The organism is Methylobacterium sp. Leaf85, assembly GCF_001422125.1.
Classification (GTDB): Bacteria; Pseudomonadota; Alphaproteobacteria; order Rhizobiales; family Beijerinckiaceae; genus Methylobacterium; species Methylobacterium bullatum.
This window is the reverse complement of the sequence record NZ_LMME01000030.1, coordinates 97,329-114,135: the sequence shown is the minus strand read 5'-3', so window position 1 is coordinate 114,135 and position 16,807 is coordinate 97,329. Positions and strand designations below refer to the sequence as shown.

Below are 16,807 nucleotides of genomic sequence, written 5' to 3'. Positions count from 1 at the left end.
CTCGCGGACGTTCAGGCTTTCTTAGCCGTGCCACGGGAGAATGGCTTATCATCAGCCTGCTGCGAGGGCCTCGTCCGTGCTCGACTTCATCCTCTACATCAGCGCTTCGGTCTGTGCCGTGGGATGCCTGGGGCTCTGGGTTCTGCGCGAGCCGCCGGTCTCCTATCCGCGGGTGGAATGGGACGACGACGTCATCGGCTGATCGCGGCCCCGCCCCGGACGTCCACTGCGTCGTTCCGCGCGATGGCGTCACCGGGACGGCTGAGGCAGCACTTTCGTCGCGAGCGACGCCCGATCGTGAGGGCGGAACGGGACCCCTTCGAATGCGCGACGGCCGCCCCCCAGATGGGTTAGGGAGCCGACCGCAGTCTCGACCGTTGGGCTCCCTCGAGCCCGGATGAACGCGGCGGCCGGATGGGAACGGGCGGTATGGAGGACGACATCGACCGGTTGCGGCGGCGCGAAGCCGATCTCGAAGCCGAGATCGCGCGGCTGAAGGCGGAGATCGCGTCCGGCATCCATTCCCCGGAGAGCGGCCAGAAGACCTCGGCGGCGGGGCCGGAACTGCTGTTCACGGCGGCGGAGAAGACCCGCATGCCGCAGATCATCACCGACCCGAACCAGCCCGACAATCCCATCGTCTTCGCCAACCGCGCCTTCCAGGATCTGTGCGGCTACTCGGCGGAGGAACTCGTCGGGCACAATTGCCGGTTCCTGCAGGGGCCGGGAACCGACCCGGCCGACGTGGCGCGCCTGCGCGACGCCATCGCGGCGCGGCGCGACGTGGTGGTCGAGATCATCAACTATCACCGCGACGGGACGCCGTTCCGCAACGAACTCTATGTCAGTCCCGTCTTCGACCGGGACGGGCGCCTGCGCTACTTCTTCGGCAGCCAGCTCGACGTCACCCGCTTCCGCACCGAGGAAGGCAAGCTCGCCGAGAGCGAGGCCCGCTACCGGACGCTGTTCGACGCCATCGATGCCGGGTTCTGCATCGTCGAGATGCGGTTCGACGCCACGGGCCGCGCCATCGACTACCGCTTCATCGAGGTCAATCCCGCCTTCGAGCGGCAGGCCGGCCTCGGCGACGTCGAGGGCCGCTGGGTGAGCGAGGTCATTCCCGGCATCGAACCCCGCTGGCTCGACACCTATGGCGAGGTCGCGCTCACCGGCAATCCCGTGCGGTTCGAGAGCGGGGCGGTGACGCTGGGCCGCTGGTTCGACGTACACGCCCTGCGCATCGGAGAACCGGTCCAGCGGCGCGTCGCCATCCTGTTCAACGACATCACCGACCGGCGCGAGGCCGAGACCGTGCTGAGGACGACGGCGCGCGAGCGGACCACGGAGCGCGACCTCGTCTGGCGCGCGAGCCGCGACCTCCTCGTGATCTGCGGCTTCGATGGACTCTACCGGTCGGTCAATCCGGCCTGGAGCGAGATGCTGGGCTGGCCCGCCGATTCCCTGGTCGGCGCGCGATTCGACGCCTTCGTGCATCCCGAGGACCGCAAGGCGGCCGAACAGGCCATGGACCGGTTGCGGAGAGGCGCCATCCTGGACAACCTCGACATCCGGCAGATAGCGGCCGATGGCAGCGAGCGCTGGATCTCCTGGAACGCGATTCCGCAGGGCGACCATTTCTACGCCGCCGGCCGCGACGTGACCGAGCGCAAGGCCCTGGAGGAGCAACTCCGCCAATCGCAGAAGCTCGAAGCCGTGGGCCAGCTCACCGGCGGCGTCGCCCACGACTTCAACAACCTCCTGACCGTGATCCGGTCCTCCACCGACCTCCTGCGCCGTCCCGACCTGCCGGAGGAGCGCCGGCGGCGCTATGTCGACGCCATCTCGGATACGGTGACCCGCGCGGCCAAGCTCACCGGCCAGCTCCTGGCCTTCGCCCGTCGGCAATCCCTGACGCCCGAGGTCTTCGACGTCGCCAAGGGCGTGGCCTCCGTGGCCGACATGGTCGGCACCCTCACGGGCGCGCGCATCCAGGTCGTGACCCAGATCGAGACCGGCCGGGACGATGCGGGACAGCCGCTGGCCTGCCTCATCGACGCCGATCCGAGCCAGTTCGACACGGCCCTCGTCAACATGGTCGTCAACGCCCGTGACGCCATGGACGGCGAAGGCCGGCTCACCATCCGGGTTCGCCGCGCGTCGATCATCCCGGCCGTCCGGGCGCATCCCCGCATCCGGGGGGATTTCGTCGCCGTCTCCGTCGCCGATACCGGCTCGGGCATCGCGCCGGAGGTGCTCGACAGGATCTTCGAGCCGTTCTTCACCACCAAGGGCGTGGGGCAGGGCACCGGCCTCGGCCTGTCCCAGGTCTTCGGTTTCGCCAAGCAATCGGGCGGCGAGGTCGTGGTGGAAAGCCGCCTCGGCCAGGGCACGACCTTCACCCTCTATCTCCCGCGCGCGGCGGGGGAAGCCGTGGCGGCCGAGCCGGTGCGGGAGCCCCCGCCCCTGGCCGAGCGGCACGGCACCCGCGTGCTCGTGGTGGAGGACAACGCGGAGGTCGGCGCCTTCGCGACCCAGGCCCTGCAGGAACTCGGCTACGTCACGCATTGGGTGACGGATGCGCAGCAGGCCCTCGACGCCCTGGCGCGCGACTCCGCCGGTTTCGAGGTGGTCTTCTCCGACGTGGTCATGCCGGGCATGAACGGCATCGATCTCGGCCACGCGATCCGCCGCACATGGCCGGACCTGCCGATCGTGCTCACCTCGGGCTACAGCCACGTCCTCGCCGAGGAGGGCAGCCATGGGTTCGAGCTCCTGCGCAAACCCTATTCGGTGGCCGACCTGTCGCGCATCCTGCGGCTCGCCGTCTCGCGCTGACGCGGCCCGCCGGGCGGGCGCGACCGGGCGACGCGGCAACCTCTGTTGCAGTGCAACGTTCCCTCCTCATGAAAGCCGGCGCGTGGTCACCGGGGCGATGGGGCACGTCTGTCGTCGCCGCACGGCCCGTCATCGCCGCCTCGCCCGGTTCCCGCGCATTCCAGGCCGGCACCGAACGACGCCCGCCCGATACGGACATCCCCATGAGCATCGCCTCCGCCCTCGGCCTGACCTCTTCGAAAAAGGTCCGCTACGCCTTCGTCGCCCTCGGCGACATCACGCAGGAAGCCATGCTGCCCGGCGTGAAGCACACCGGCAATTCGGAGATCGTCGCCTTCGTCACCGGCGACCCGGAGAAGGCGCGCGGCGTCGGCGCGCAATACGGCGTCACCGAATCCTACGGCTACGAGGAGTTCGACACGCTGCTGGCCTCGGGCACGATCGATGCCATCTATCTCGCCACGCCGAACTGGCGCCATGCGGAGTTCGCGGTTCCCGCCCTAAAGGCCGGCATCCATGTCCTCGTGGAGAAGCCGCTGGAAATCTCGGCGGAGAAGTCGAAGGAGATCATCGCGGCCCAGACAGCCTCCGGCGCCAAGCTCATGGTGGCCTACCGGCTGCATTTCGAGCCCTGCACCCTGGCGACCATCGACCTGATCCGGGCCGGCAAACTCGGTGACCTCCTCACCTTCTCCTCGACCTTCACCCAGATGGTCTCGCCCGAGAACCACCGCGCGACCAGCGGCATCGAAGCGGGCCCGATCTTCGACATGGGTCCGTATCCGATCAACGCCGCCCGCACCATCTTCGGCGACGAGCCGACGGAGGTGGTCTCGGCCGTGGGCATCCGCCACCCCGAAGCCGGTCTCGGCGATTTCGACGATACCGTCGCGGTGACCCTCCGGTTCCCGCAGAACCGCATCGCGCAGTTCGTGCTGTCCTATTACGGCAATACCCTCGACAGCTATTCGGTCGTCGGCACCAAAGGCAGCGTCGAGGTCAACCCGGCCTACATGTACGGCAAGCCTCTGGAGCACACGGTCACCATCGGCGAGGACAAGAGCCACGCCAGCTTCAAGAACACCGACCATTTCGGCGGCGAGCTGAAATACTTTTCGGATTGCATCCTTCATGACCGCGAGCCCGAGCCCGATGGCGAGGAAGGCTTGGCCGATCTTCGTGTGATCGAAGGCATCGTCCGCGCCCTGCAGACCGGGACGTCCCAGACGCTCGAACCCTTCACCCGCACCAAGCGCATCGACACGAAGGCCCAGGAGCAGACGCTCCCGGCACAGAAGGCGCCGGAGCTCGTCAACACGTCGAATCCCGGCAAGGGCAAGGACAAGGTTCCGCTGAACTAGCCCGGCCGTTTCGAGACCGTTCCCGTCCCTCGCTCCACAAGTTCTCGCGATGAATGACCGAGCCCAGGCGGGCACCGACCTCACCGTCGATGCCCGGCGCGTCGACCCGGACGGCACGGAACACCCGATCCAGGACTATGCCGCCCTGGGCGACGGCCGCTCCGTCGTCCTCGTCGGGCCGGACGGCGCGGTGGCATGGTGGTGCGTCCCCGAGATGGATTCGCCGCCCCTGTTCGACCGGCTCCTGGAGCCGGACAGCGGCGGCTATTTCCAGGTTCGCCCCGAGGGGGCGTTCACGATGGAGCGGCGCTACCGCACCGACAGCAACGTGCTGGAGACGATCGTCACCACGGCGACCGGCACGGCCCGGATCACCGAATCCCTCAACAGCAGCCGCGCCGGCCGCCTGCCCTGGTGCGAACTCGCGCGCCGGCTGGAGGGAGTCTCGGGCACGGTGACGTTCCGGATCCGCGCCGTCTTCGGCACGCGCGGCGACTCGCTTTCGCCCTGGCTCCAGCCGAACCCCAACGGCTGCGTCTTCCATGTCGGACCGGTGCTCGGGGTGATCCGCTTCAGCGACAACATCCGCATCCTCGAGGAAGAGGACCGCACCATCGCGGCGACGGTGACGCTGGGGGAGGGGGAGCGCGCGCTGGTGGCGCTTCTGGCCGGCGAGGACGAGCCCCTCGGCATCCCCACCATCGCGGAGATCGACGAGCGCATCGATGTCAGCGACGACGCCTGGCGACACTGGGCGGAGGGCCTGCATTACGACGGCCCGCACCGTTCCGAGGTGCGGCGCAGCGGCCTCGCCCTGAAGCTGCTGCTCTACTCGCCGACCGGGGCCATCGCCGCGGCCGCCACCACCTCCCTGCCCGAACGGATCGGCGGGCCGAAGAACTACGATTACCGCTACGCCTGGATCCGCGACGCCGGCTACACCGTCAACGCCTTCCTGCGCGTCGGCGCGATGCCGGAGGCGAAGGCCGCCTTCTCCTGGCTGATGAAGCATCTCGGCGCGCATGGGGCGCAGGTCTTCTACACCCTGCGCGGGGGAAAGGTGCCGGAGGAGACCTCTCTCGACTTGGCCGGCTATCGCGGGTCGCGCCCGGTCCGGGTCGGCAACGCGGCGGCCCGCCAGCACCAGCACGGGATCTACGGCGACATCTTCGAGACCGCGACCCTGTTCGTCGCCGACGGCAACATCCTCGATCAGAAGAGCGCGACGGTCCTGGCGGATCTCGCCGACGAATGCGCCGATCGCTGGCGCCAGAAGGATGCCGGGATCTGGGAACTGGAAGTCCCGCAGCATTACACGATGTCGAAGATCAGCGCCTGGCAGGCGCTGGCCCGCGCCGTCGAACTGGCGGAGGCCGGCCATATCTCGGCGACCTGCGTGCCGCGCTGGTCGCGCGAGCGGGATCGGATCCAGGCCTGGATCGAGGAGCATTGCTGGTCGCAGACGCGCCGAGCCTATACGTTCTATCCCGGCACCGACCGCCTCGACGCCTCCCTGACCCTGGCGGTCCGGTTCGGCTTCGACGGGCGCGACCGCCTGTCCTCCACCCTCGACGCGATCCGCGAGGAACTCGGGCGCGGCCCGCTTCTCTATCGCTATTCGGGAGCCGAGACGGAGGAGGGCGCCTTCGTCGCCTGCTCGTTCTGGCTGGTGGAGGCCCTGGCCGAGCTCGGAAGGCAGGACGAGGCCGAGGCGGTCTTCACCGGCACGCTGAGCGCCGTCACCCGAGGCGTCGGCGTGATGAGCGAGATGGTCGATCCCGACACCGGCGACCATCTCGGCAACACACCGCAGGGCCTGAGCCATCTCGCCCTGCTTCACGCGGCCTGTTCCCTGCGTGGCGACCGCGAACGAGACTTGAAAGCGGCCCGATGACCGGCACCACCCTCGATACCCGTTCCGGCACTCTCAGCCTGCCGGATGCCGCGCCCAGCCGGCATCCCGGCCTCGTCCTCACCGCCCTGGCCATGGGCGGCTTTGCCATCGGCACCACCGAATTCGCCACGATGAGCCTGCTTCCGGCCTTCGCGCCCGATCTCGGCATCGACGCGCCGACCGCCGGCCACGTCATCAGCGCCTACGCCCTCGGCGTGGTCGTCGGCGCGCCGGTCATCGCCGTGCTGGCGGCCACCATGGCCCGACGGACGCTCCTCGTCGGGCTGATGGTTCTTTTCGCGCTGGGCAACGTCCTGTCGGCCCTGGCCCCGAACTATCACGGGATGCTGCTGTTCCGGTTCCTGGCGGGCCTGCCGCACGGGGCCTATTTCGGCGTGGCCGCTCTCGTCGCCGCCTCCCTCGTCCCACGGGAGCGGCGGACCCAGGCGGTCTCGCGGGTGATCCTGGGCCTCACCCTCGCCACGGTGGCCGGGGTGCCCCTCGCCAACGGGATCGGCCAGCTCGTTGGCTGGCGCTGGAGCTTCGGGCTCGTCGCCGTCCTGGCGCTGCTGACGGCGGTGGCGGTGCGGATCCTGGCGCCCCTCGGCCGTCCGGCGTCGGGCGCCAGTGCGCTCCGCGAACTCGGCGCGCTGCGGCGCGGGCAGGTCTGGCTCACCCTGGCCATCGGCGCCATCGGCTTCGGCGGCCTGTTCTCGGTCTATACCTATCTCGCCTCGACGCTCATTGAGGTCACCCGCGCCGCGCCGGTGGCGATCCCGCTGGTGCTCGCCGTGTTCGGCCTCGGCCTCACGGCAGGCAACCTCGTCTGCGCCTGGGCCGCCGACCGCGCCCTGATGCCGGCGGCCGGGCTGACCCTGGTCTGGGCGGCGGCGGCTCTCGCCCTCTACCCGTTCGCGGTGGAGAGCGTCTGGACCCTGGCGCCGGTGGTGTTCCTCATCGGCTGCGGCGGCGGCCTCGCCACCATCCTGCAGACTCGCCTGATGGACGTGGCCGAGGACGCGCAGACCTTGGCTGCCGCGCTCAACCACTCGGCCTTCAACTTCGCCAACGCGCTGGGTCCCTGGCTCGCCGGCCTCGCCCTCACCGCCGGGTTCGGCCTGCCCTCCACCGGCTGGGTCGGCGTGGCCCTGGCGCTGGGCGGGTTGGCGCTGTGGGCGGTCTCCGCCTCGCTGGAACGGCCCCGCGCCGCCTCGTCGCCACGTCCGGGAGCGTGAGCGGCGGGCCGGCCTGCCTACGACGTCAGCGGCTGGATATCGAGCTGCATGCCCCGGCCCCTGAGGACGCGGACCAGGCGGTCTTCGAGTTCGTCGTCGAGCCCGTTCACCTGCATGTGCAGGCGGCTTCCCTTCGCCGTGCCCGTCACCCAGAGACGATAGACGAGCCCCTCCTCGCGCAGCTGCGTCAGAAGTCGCTCGGAGCCGATCCGGTTGGCTTCGTCGTTCATGGCAATGAGGCTCGCGTCCATTCAGGTCTCCCTTTCCGAAAAGGACAACGTCCCAGGTGTCTGTTTCGTCCTGATGTCTCGGGTGTCATCTGCGAACGAGGATAACGATCGGGACACGGCGGGCCTTCGGTCATCGACGGGAAGCGTGGTCCAGCGACCCGACCCGACGCCGATGGATGGAGCTTAGCAATGGGCGGGCCGGCGCGGCGGCGGCCCCACATCCGCCGGTCGACCGGAGGCGGGCGCGGTCTCATCCGCGCTGTCCCGCCCGATACGCGGACGACCATGCAGGGTGCGCGCAGGATTCGAGAAGCGCTCGCCCGCATCGGCGCAAGCTACGGTCCTCGCGAGCCTGTGTTAATCGTTCTTCAGCATGGAAATTGACTGGTCATTATTGCCCGCGGCTCGATAACCTCCGGCGACGGAGCCGACACGGCGCCTGGAGGCACGAGATGAAGTTCGGATCCGCTATCCTGCTGGGGCTCTTCGCGGCGTCCCCGGCCGCCGAGGCCCTGGCCCAGAGCCCCCGCGACGTGCCGATCACCCAGGATCTGCGCCGCGAGGAACGCATCGAGCGCCGCCTCGACCGGACCATGCCGCCGCCGGTGGACCCCAACGTGTCGCCGGACAATCCGGACGGCGTCGTCGGCTTCGACGGTCCGCCCGGCATGTTCGAGAACGGGGTCGAGAACGGCAGCCCGATCCCCTCCGGATCGCCCGTCGACGACGACGACGATTGAGCATCGCTGCGGCATCCCCTTTCGGGGGGGGCGGTTTGGAGGTCGGGCCGCCCCCTTATCGGTTGCGTGATGTCGTCAAGACGATGCCGCCCGTGGGGAACGACCTGGGCCGCCCTCTATGGACCGCCGCGGACCTGCCTTCCCGAGCCCAGACCGGAGAAGGAGAAACGATCGCCGCGGTTGTATGATGACGATGGCGTGAGGGAGCAAATTACGGCCGTGCGGCTTGTCCCCCCGGCGATGCGATCGGCATCGCCCGTGTTCAGGGATCGATCAGGAATTGCATGGCCGAGGATGTGACGTCGACTGGCTACGAGTGGACGCTGGCGAGCTTCACCGACACCATCCATCGTGGCGGTGTCGCCCTATGGGCCTGGTCACCGACGCGTAGGCTGGCCCAGCTCGATGGGCTCTGCCGCGAGTTCTGGGGAACCTCCGAGTCCGTCGTCCCCATCGACGACCTGTTCGAGCGCGTGAACGCGGAGGACCGCAGCGCGATGATGCGCGACTGGGCGGCGAGCGAGACGGATTCCCACCCCTACAGCTTCGACTTCCGCATCGGCGACGGCCCTCACGCACGCTGGGTCTCCGCCCGCGGCGTGGGTGGGGAGGCCGGTAAGGTCGGCGAATGGGTCCAGGCCATCTTTCTCGACGTCACCCGGCAGAAACGCGCCGAAGAGGCCGAGCACCTCCTGACGGCGGAGCTCGCTCACCGCGTCTCGAACATGTTCTCCGTCGCCCGGGCGCTGACCGCCATCGTCGCCCGGGGCGCCACGTCGACTCCGCACTTCGCCGAGGACCTGTCGCAACGCTTCGGCGTGCTTCACGAAGCCACCACCCTCGCCACGCGGGCACAGGCCGGCGACCACGGCAACGTCAGGCTGCGGACGCTGGCCGAGCGGATCCTGTCCCCCTATCTCGACGGCGGCAACATCGCGATCGACGTCGAGGAGGCCGCCGTGGCGCCTCCCGACAAGGTCAACGACTACGCCATGATCCTGCACGAGCTCGCCACCAACTCGGCCAAGTACGGCGCCCTGTCGGGAGGCGGCACGCTGACGGTGACGGGCCGCGTTGCGGACGGCACGCTGACGCTCGATTGGAAGGAGACCTCGGCATCCTCGGGGGCGGTCGCGTCCGATGGCGGCGGCTTCGGATCCCGCCTGTTGAAGCAGACCATCGAACGCAGCCTCGGCGGAAGCTTCACCCGCCGGATCGACGAGGCCGGTCTCGGCTTCGCGATGCAGGTCCCGGTCGCCTGACCGATCATCCGTCCCTCTTCACCTCACCCACCAGGAAACCGGACATGGCCCACGTCCTCGTCATCGGCGCCAGCCAGGGCATCGGCCTGGAAACCGTGAAGGCGGCCCTGGCGGCCGGCCATCGCGTGCGGGCCTTCGCCCGGTCCGCCGCGACCATGTCGCTGTCGGGCCAGGGGCTGGAACGCTTCCCCGGCGACGCCTTGAACGCCGCCGATATCGCATCCGCCCTGGAGGGCATCGACGTCGTGGTGCAGGCGCTGGGCGTGCCGGCGAAGAACCTGCTCGGGCCGGTGACCCTGTTCTCGGCGGCCACCAACGTGCTGGTGCCGGCCATGGAGACAGCCGGCGTGCGGCGCATCCTCTCCGTGACGGGCTTCGGCACCGGCGACAGCCGTGACGCCATCGGCCTGCTGCAGCGCATCCCCTTCCGCCTCGTGTTCGGGCGGGCCTACGACGACAAGGACGCCCAGGAGATGCGGATCCGCCGAAGCGGCCTGGACTGGACCTTCGTCCGGCCCGGCGTGCTGACGCCCGGCTCGGCCACGGGACGCTACAAGGTCCTGACGGAACCCTCATCCTGGCGGAACGGCCTGATCTCCCGGGCCGACGTGGCGCATTTCATCGCCGGCGAGATCGACGGGCGATCCTACGAGCGCAAGGCCGTCGTCCTCATCGGCTAGAGCGCTCTTCGCCGAAGTAGATGCCGGTTTGGGGAGAAAAAGCGCGGCGCAACAAGGGGCTGGTGGTTAAAAACCTGACGAATGGAACCCACCGTGAGCGTCCGAAGTGGGTGGGAGGCAGACTCTGACCTTCCGCTCCGAAGTGGACACTACTCCCCAACCCAATTTGCAAGCATAAATTTTTGTATATACCGTCCCGAATCGAGCCTATTAGTACATCCCATGACCAGCAATAGCAGGTAAAGATAATAAATATGCCTTCAAACAACCTGTTATTCAGCAGATTTATTTATATTAAATAAGTTAATTAACATCATTAATATTTGGGCAGCTAATACCCTCGGTCAAATCTATTAAGCGGATTACCTCAGGAGCGATCGCGGCGAGGCGCCACCATGGGGCTTCGTCTGCAGTGTCAGGTAACCACACGTCATTAATCCAACGCGCCGCCAAAGCTTTTCCTACTGCGACACGGTCGTTCCTAAGGGCTGCATGCTTGACATCGTCCGGGATGGAGGCAAGCGCTTTGCGCATGTCTAAATCAATTTCTCGTTCGTTGAGCTCTTCCCACGACAATCCATCTTCGTTCCACAAGCCGCTCATTAGCATGGCGCGGCCAATCTCTTCGGTCCATATAAAGTTATCGATGAGCCGCTGTGCATACCCGCAGCTTGCGAGCGCATCCATGGCAAGTTTGATATCCGGATGCGGTGTAAAAGGCAGGCGCTTCGAACATGCATAATCCAATTGGCCGACAAATAAGGACAGCCAAGCCTCAAGCACCTCATCTATAGGAGGATAATTAGATTGATCCGACAGAACTACCTCCGCGACGAAGTTTGCCACTTCGTCACTATCGACGAGCAAGATACCCTCACGAGAGGCTAATCGTAGCCTCGAGAGTTCAGCGTATGCGACTTGAAATGCCGAGACTGATGGGCCACGAAGTCTAGCGCCAGCACGGGCATGCGGCTCACAGAAACCGGTAGTCGCGCGCACCATTGAGGCAGCGAGTTCGCCATAAAGTTTCTGGATGGCCGAGGAGTATGTCACGCCATGATTACACACGACCAAGGATTAACGAGGCCCTTACGGGTTGATCTGGCCTTGGTCTTGCGTTGCAGAGCGGCCTTCAGCTTCAACGCAGCCATACGCATCTGTTCGATCAAGATACCCAGAAGTGGTCCTTCCGAGGGTCTGTGAAGGATCGAAAGCGGCCCCGGCAGCGTGGACCAAACGTCAGATTTTCACCACCAGAGCTGCACCCACCCCAACGCGGTCGCGCGCAGGTCTAGGATCGCGGCTTGCCCCGGAGCGTGATGCGCGTCAGCTCGGAGGGCGGCCCGAGCCGCAAGGCGAAGCCGGGCCATAGCCCCGTGCCGTTGTTGACGTAGAGCGTCATGGCGCCGACCGCGTAGGGGCCGGAGACGAAGCCGGCATTGGCGCGGGCGACCAGGCGGTCGAGGCCCCGGATCATCCCGCCATGCGTGTGCCCGGAGAGCTGCAGGGCCACCCCCTTGGCGGCCGCCCGCGCCGCATCCTTCGGCTGATGGTCGAGGAGGACGATGGGGGCATCGGGCGGGGCACCGGCCAAAGCGGCGTCGAGGTCGTGCACCGGCCGGCCCGAATGCGACGCCGACAGGTCGGTCACGCCCGCGAGGACCAACGCATCGGCACCGCGCCTCAGGACCGTATGCCGGTTCTCCAGCACGCCCATGCCCAGCTCGGCATAGCGGCGCATCCACCCCGCGTAGTCGAAGAAATACTCGTGGTTGCCGGGGATCACCCAGACCCCGTCCGGGGCACGGAGACCCCGCAACGGTTCGACGTCGGCGCGGCGCGATGCGAGGGTCCCGTCGATCAGGTCGCCGGTGATGACGATGAGATCGACGCCGAGCGCGTTGGATCGCGTCACCACCTCCCGCGCCCAGGCCGCCGGGAACAGGCGGCTGAGATGCAGGTCCGTCAGCTGGAGCAGGGTGAAGCCGTCGAAACCGGCCGGCAGGTTCTCGATCTCGACGGTGACGTCCTTGAGCGGCGGCACCCGCACCGCCTGCTGCACCGCCACCGCCGACAGGAGCATGGCCAGCGCCGCCTCGGCGTAGCGCCAGCCGGCCGGGATCGCCCAGCCTCCGCCGGGCATGACCTTGGAGGCCAGCGCCACGACGTCGAGGGCCAGCTGCATCGCCGCCAGGAGGACGATCGCCCCGAAGGCCCAGTTGAACAGCACGATCAGCAGCCGGGGAAACTCGGGCGCGAAGACCGAGCCGGACGAGAGGCGGCTCCACAGATGGTACTGCGACGCGACGAGCAGGAGGACGGCGACGCCGGCCTTCACGGCGAGCGGCCATGGCAGGGGCCAGAGTACCCTGGTGATGACGTACAGGCAGGGCAAATCGAAGATCAGGTGGAACATGCTCTCGTATCGGCGACGGTGGACGATCGGCACGGAGCCGATCCTGCTCCCGCGTGGAACGAGGCCATATCATCGACCGCGCGGCGCGGGACGCATCGATCCACCTCGCACACGCCATCACGTGCTTCCGAGCACACTCGCTGTCGCCGAAGGGGGCGGGGGATTTCACGTCCGACGGCCCGTTCTCGTCCTGCGACCCGCCCGGGTGGAGGACGCGCGGAAAGAGCCCTCCCGTACGGTCCATCTCCCTCCCGCGGGCGCGCGCCCGCCTCTTGCATGTGCGACAACGGCGCCGAGGCGCCCTGGCTCGAGATGGACCGTTGTCGATCCGGGAGCCGTCGCGGGGAATGGCCCGACATCGGTCCCGCTCTTGCCATGTGTAAATGTCCCGGCGCCGGGGCCATGCCATGGCCCCATCCACATCACACGCGACAGACGCGAAACGAGGCCGGCGGGGAATGCTGAAACAGGGTTCGGATGAGGCAGGATCAGCACGAGGCACGGCACAGATGATGCGGGATGCGACGGCCCGCGCCACGGGGCCGACATTCGATCAGATCCGCCGGCGCGCCTATGAACTCTGGGAGCGCAATCACCAGCCGATGGGGTTCGAGATCGAGTTCTGGCTCATGGCCGAGAAGGAGTTGCGGGCCGAGCGGGACCGTGCGGCGAGGGCCGAGGCGACGGAGGGCGGCGATTCCCTCCCGCCCCAGCAAGCGTGAGCGAACGGCAAGACGATCTTGCCCGTAACCGCATTACCCGCACATAACGCTCATGTCAGAAATGCATGATCGCATGACTAAATTCGGGCAATTCTTGCACGATGATAGTCAAAACGCACAACGCGCGATCATGTGCACTGGGTTTTGGCGACAAATCTCGAAGAGGGCCTCCGCTCCGCTTTAAGAATTATTTAGATATTTTGCGCACCTTCCGGTCGGATACCATCCAGAGATGGCTTCCCGTCACCGGAACGCTTTTCATGCTGAGCCGCCTTTCCCTGCGCGCGCGCCTCATCGGCGCCTTCTCGATCACGACGCTGCTCCTCGTGAGCTTGGGGGCCGTGGCGTTGACCGCCACCCGGACGATCAACGGACATCTGGTGAGCGTGCAGTCGGACGCTCTGCCGAGCGTCGCCAAGGCCGGTGAGATCTCCGGCTGGATCGGGCGCTACGCCATCAGCATCTATCGCCATCTCGGCGCGATCGATCCGGATTCGAAGACGCGCTACGATGCCGAGATCATCGACCGTCAGGGCAAGGTCACCCGCATCCTGGCCGAGTATGCGAGTCTGGCCACCTCCCCCGGCGAGAAGGCCGTCTACGACACGCTCACCACGACCTGGCTCGATTACCAGAAGGAGAACAAGGCGATCCTCGATCTCTCGCGCAGCGGGATGAACGAGGATGGGCTCGAGCGGCTGCAGGGAAAGTCCACCGAACTCCAGCGCCTGTGCACCTCCCTGGCGGACCGGCTCGTGGCCATCAACAACGAGGTGGCGGAGACGTCCCGCCTCGCCAGCCGGCAGGCCTTCGACCGCACCGAGACCCTCGTCCTCGGCGCGGGCATCGGCGGCCTGGTGCTGTCGGCCTTGCTCGCGTTCTGGATCATCCGCGGCGTCACCGGTGGCATCGCCTCGGTCGTCGAGCCGATGCAGGCGCTGGCCTCGGGCGACCTGTCCGTGGCGATCCCGCGCCAGGGGGAGGGGACCGAGATCGGCACGATCGCGGATGCGGTGCAGGTGTTCAAGACGCGCCTCATCGAGATGCGCGCCCTGGAGGAGGAGACCGTGCTCGCGCGCGCCGGCGCCGAAGCCCAGCGGCAGGCCGCCATGCACAGGCTGGCGGGGGATTTCGAACGGGCCGTGGGCGGCATCGTCGGCACCGTGGCGGCGGCGGCGAGCCAGCTCCAGGGGACCGCGCGCGCGATGACGGCGACGGCCACGCACACCGCCTCGCAATCCCTGACTGTGGCGGCGGCGGCGGAAGAGGCGGCCTCCAACGTCAACACCGTGGCGGCGGCGGCCGAACAGCTCGGCTCCTCGGTCCAGGAAATCGGCCGTCAGGTCGACGGATCGGCCAATCTCGCCACCCTCGCGGTGAACGAGGCGGCACGGACCGCCTCCCTCGTCGAGGAACTCAGCCTGGCGGCGGGCCGGATCGGCGACGTGGTGTCGATCATTTCGGAGATCGCCGGGCAGACCAACCTGCTGGCGCTGAACGCCACCATCGAGGCGGCGCGGGCCGGTGAATCGGGCAGGGGCTTCGCCGTGGTCGCCGCCGAGGTGAAGCAGCTCGCCAGCCAGACCAGCCGCGCGACCCAGGAGATCGGCGACCAGATCGGCCGCATCCAGGCCTCGACGGGACAGGCGGTCTCGGCGATCGGAACCATCACCACGCGGATCGGCGAGATCAGCACCGTGGCCACCTCCATCGCCGCCGCCGTGGAGCAACAGGGCGCCGCCACCCAGGAGATCGTCCGCAACGTGTCCCAGGCGGCCATGGGGACGGGACAGGTCACCGCCAACGTCGCCAGCGTCGCGAACGCGGCCGAGGAGACCGGCGCCGCCGCGAGCCAGGTCCTGGCCTCGGCCTCGGCGCTGTCGCAGCAATCCGACCATCTCGGCACGGAGGTGGCCCGGTTCCTCGCCACCGTGCGCGCCGCCTGACCGGCCACGCGGGACGCTCTCCGCGCCGATGCGGCACGTGCGTGATCTGTGGCTTTCGTGCCTTGAGGCGAGGCGAAACGGTCCTCGCCCTGCCTATGGAGGAGGCATCCGGCGCGCTCGCCCGACCTTGCCCGTAATGTGAGATTTGTTGGCATCGATCTTGTTACGTCACTCCGGCGCGGCCGGCGGCGATCGTCCGTGCAGACGGCACGAAGCGGAGTGATATCGATGACCAAGGGCACGATGAACCGTCGCCATGCGCTCAAGCTCGGTTTGGCAGGGGCGGGCGGCGCGGTGGCGATGCCGTTCTTCGCGCGCAACGGCCTCGCGGCGGAGCCGATCAAGCTCGGCAGCCTCCTCGACGGGACCGGGGCGCTCGGGCTCGAAGGCAAGCGGATGATCGAGACCACCGAATACACGGTGGAACTGCTCAACAAGGCCGGCGGCCTGCTCGGACGGCCGATCAAGCTGATCGCCTACGACACCCAGTCCAACATGCAACTCTATACGCAATACGCCCAGACCCTCGCCCTGAAGGACAAGGTCGACGTCATCCAGGGCGGCATCACCTCGGCCTCGCGCGAGGCGATCCGGCCGATCTTCGGCCGCTCCAAGACCCTCTATTTCTACAACACCCAGTACGAGGGCGGCGTCTGCGACCGCAACGTCTTCTGCACCGGCTCGACCCCGGCCCAGACCGTCAACCACATCGTCGATTACGCCCTCAAGAACTGGGGCAAGAAGGCCTACATCGTCGCCGCGGACTACAATTACGGCCACATCACCGCGAGCTGGATGACGAAGTTCATGAAGGATGGCGGCGGCTCCGTGGCCGGCACCGACTTCTTCCCCCTCGACGTCACGAACTTCTCCTCCGCCATCAGCCGCATCCAGCAGGCCCAGCCGGAGATCGTCCTCTCCGCCCTCGTCGGCGCCAACCATTCGGGCTTCTACCGGCAGTGGGACGCCGCCGGCATGAAGGGCAAGATCCCCATGGGCGCCAGCGTGTTCGGCCTCGGCGACGAGCTGACCACCATGGACACCTCCACCACCAACGGCATCCTCACCTGCTACGGCTGGTACAACGACCTCGACACGCCCGCGAGCAAGGCCTTCGTCGCCGGCATGCAGGCCAAGTTCGGCGCCGACGTCACCGATCTGAGCGAGCTCGACACCGCCACCTACGAAGGCATCATGTTCTGGGCGGAGGGGGTGAAGAAGGCCGGCTCGATCGAGCGCGACGCCGTCGTGGCGGCGCTGGAGAGCGGCATCAGCATCGACTCGCCCACGGGCAAGGTGACGATGGATCCGGGCACCCACCACACCATCCGCAACACCTATCTCGCCCGGCCCAAGGACCGGAAATGGGAGCAGCTGGCGACCTTCCCGGATTCGTTCCCGGCCGATACCGGCGGCGCCTGCGACCTCGTGAAGAACCCGCGCATGAACAAGCAGTTCACGCCCGACCTGAAGGGCTGAGGCGCCT

The 16,807-nt window shown here is 67.6% G+C and carries 14 protein-coding genes; 11 read left to right on the top strand and 3 right to left on the bottom strand.

The annotated features are described in order from the left end of the window. Positions 1 to 76: 76 nt before the first annotated feature. From ASF08_RS26045 to ASF08_RS15345, 5 genes are all read left to right on the top strand, one after another. Positions 77 to 202: a hypothetical protein gene (locus ASF08_RS26045; RefSeq protein WP_274533767.1), complete on the top strand. Its 126-nt coding sequence runs from the start codon at positions 77 to 79 to the stop codon at positions 200 to 202. A 227-nt stretch (positions 203 to 429) separates the two neighbouring features. Further along, positions 430 to 2,835: a PAS domain S-box protein gene (locus tag ASF08_RS15360; protein ID WP_056146852.1), complete on the top strand. Its 2,406-nt coding sequence runs from the start codon at positions 430 to 432 to the stop codon at positions 2,833 to 2,835. A 203-nt stretch (positions 2,836 to 3,038) separates the two neighbouring features. Then, on the top strand, positions 3,039 to 4,196 hold the full coding sequence (locus ASF08_RS15355; protein WP_056146851.1) for a Gfo/Idh/MocA family protein: 1,158 nt from the start codon (positions 3,039 to 3,041) through the stop codon (positions 4,194 to 4,196). A 49-nt stretch (positions 4,197 to 4,245) separates the two neighbouring features. Beyond that, positions 4,246 to 6,090, top strand: a complete 1,845-nt coding sequence (locus ASF08_RS15350; RefSeq protein WP_082473228.1) for a glycoside hydrolase family 15 protein — start codon at positions 4,246 to 4,248, stop codon at positions 6,088 to 6,090. Continuing rightward, entirely contained in the window at positions 6,087 to 7,325 is a 1,239-nt protein-coding gene (locus ASF08_RS15345) for an MFS transporter (RefSeq protein ID WP_056146849.1), read from the top strand. The genes ASF08_RS15350 and ASF08_RS15345 overlap by 4 nt, the downstream gene beginning before the upstream one ends. A gap of 17 nt (positions 7,326 to 7,342) precedes the next feature. On the opposite strand, the gene ASF08_RS15340 is transcribed toward ASF08_RS15345, so the two are convergent. Beyond that, entirely contained in the window at positions 7,343 to 7,576 is a 234-nt protein-coding gene (locus ASF08_RS15340) for a hypothetical protein (protein WP_056146847.1), read from the bottom strand. A gap of 431 nt (positions 7,577 to 8,007) precedes the next feature. Here ASF08_RS15340 and ASF08_RS15335 point away from each other — a divergent pair, with 431 nt between their 5' ends. The 3 genes from ASF08_RS15335 to ASF08_RS15325 all read left to right on the top strand — a co-directional run bounded on the left by ASF08_RS15335 (position 8,008) and on the right by ASF08_RS15325 (position 10,237). Then, on the top strand, positions 8,008 to 8,295 hold the full coding sequence (locus ASF08_RS15335) for a hypothetical protein (protein ID WP_018043316.1): 288 nt from the start codon (positions 8,008 to 8,010) through the stop codon (positions 8,293 to 8,295). Positions 8,296 to 8,579: 284 nt separating this feature from the next. Continuing rightward, positions 8,580 to 9,557 carry a sensor histidine kinase gene (locus ASF08_RS15330; protein ID WP_056146845.1) on the top strand — a complete coding sequence of 326 codons (978 nt, stop codon included), beginning with the start codon at positions 8,580 to 8,582 and terminating at the stop codon, positions 9,555 to 9,557. A gap of 44 nt (positions 9,558 to 9,601) precedes the next feature. Then, a complete protein-coding gene (locus ASF08_RS15325) occupies positions 9,602 to 10,237 on the top strand; it encodes an NAD(P)-dependent oxidoreductase (RefSeq protein ID WP_056146843.1) in 636 nt (211 codons plus the stop codon). A gap of 303 nt (positions 10,238 to 10,540) precedes the next feature. Here the strand turns inward: ASF08_RS15325 and ASF08_RS24910 are convergent, their stop codons facing one another. Both ASF08_RS24910 and ASF08_RS15320 read right to left on the bottom strand, forming a co-directional pair. Beyond that, positions 10,541 to 11,104, bottom strand: coding sequence for a hypothetical protein (locus ASF08_RS24910; protein WP_156629613.1), 564 nt, complete (start codon positions 11,102 to 11,104; stop codon positions 10,541 to 10,543). A gap of 424 nt (positions 11,105 to 11,528) precedes the next feature. After that, a complete protein-coding gene (locus ASF08_RS15320; RefSeq protein WP_056146841.1) occupies positions 11,529 to 12,653 on the bottom strand; it encodes a metallophosphoesterase in 1,125 nt (374 codons plus the stop codon). Positions 12,654 to 13,162: 509 nt separating this feature from the next. On the opposite strand from ASF08_RS15320, the gene ASF08_RS15315 reads away from it, so the two are divergent. From ASF08_RS15315 to ASF08_RS15305, 3 genes are all read left to right on the top strand, one after another. Then, the gene (locus tag ASF08_RS15315) at positions 13,163 to 13,375 is read left to right on the top strand and encodes a DUF2934 domain-containing protein (protein WP_018043320.1); all 213 of its coding nucleotides are present in this window, start codon (positions 13,163 to 13,165) and stop codon (positions 13,373 to 13,375) included. A gap of 260 nt (positions 13,376 to 13,635) precedes the next feature. After that, positions 13,636 to 15,321 carry a methyl-accepting chemotaxis protein gene (locus tag ASF08_RS15310; protein WP_056146839.1) on the top strand — a complete coding sequence of 562 codons (1,686 nt, stop codon included), beginning with the start codon at positions 13,636 to 13,638 and terminating at the stop codon, positions 15,319 to 15,321. A 228-nt stretch (positions 15,322 to 15,549) separates the two neighbouring features. Continuing rightward, positions 15,550 to 16,800, top strand: a complete 1,251-nt coding sequence (locus ASF08_RS15305) for an urea ABC transporter substrate-binding protein (protein ID WP_147833176.1) — start codon at positions 15,550 to 15,552, stop codon at positions 16,798 to 16,800. The last annotated feature ends 7 nt before the right edge of the window (positions 16,801 to 16,807 follow it).

Excerpts from the sequence above, each read along its gene's own strand:
- ASF08_RS15315 (WP_018043320.1), top strand. The coding sequence starts at position 13,163 with ATGATGCGGGATGCGACGGCCCGCGCCACGGGGCCGACATTCGATCAG.
- ASF08_RS15320 (WP_056146841.1), bottom strand. The coding sequence starts at position 12,653 with ATGTTCCACCTGATCTTCGATTTGCCCTGCCTGTACGTCATCACCAGG.
- ASF08_RS15345 (WP_056146849.1), top strand. The coding sequence starts at position 6,087 with ATGACCGGCACCACCCTCGATACCCGTTCCGGCACTCTCAGCCTGCCG.
- ASF08_RS15305 (WP_147833176.1), top strand. The coding sequence starts at position 15,550 with ATGACCAAGGGCACGATGAACCGTCGCCATGCGCTCAAGCTCGGTTTG.
- ASF08_RS15335 (WP_018043316.1), top strand. The coding sequence starts at position 8,008 with ATGAAGTTCGGATCCGCTATCCTGCTGGGGCTCTTCGCGGCGTCCCCG.
- ASF08_RS15330 (WP_056146845.1), top strand. The coding sequence starts at position 8,580 with ATGGCCGAGGATGTGACGTCGACTGGCTACGAGTGGACGCTGGCGAGC.
- ASF08_RS15355 (WP_056146851.1), top strand. The coding sequence starts at position 3,039 with ATGAGCATCGCCTCCGCCCTCGGCCTGACCTCTTCGAAAAAGGTCCGC.
- ASF08_RS15310 (WP_056146839.1), top strand. The coding sequence starts at position 13,636 with ATGCTGAGCCGCCTTTCCCTGCGCGCGCGCCTCATCGGCGCCTTCTCG.
- ASF08_RS15325 (WP_056146843.1), top strand. The coding sequence starts at position 9,602 with ATGGCCCACGTCCTCGTCATCGGCGCCAGCCAGGGCATCGGCCTGGAA.
- ASF08_RS15340 (WP_056146847.1), bottom strand. The coding sequence starts at position 7,576 with ATGGACGCGAGCCTCATTGCCATGAACGACGAAGCCAACCGGATCGGC.
- ASF08_RS15350 (WP_082473228.1), top strand. The coding sequence starts at position 4,246 with ATGAATGACCGAGCCCAGGCGGGCACCGACCTCACCGTCGATGCCCGG.
- ASF08_RS15360 (WP_056146852.1), top strand. The coding sequence starts at position 430 with ATGGAGGACGACATCGACCGGTTGCGGCGGCGCGAAGCCGATCTCGAA.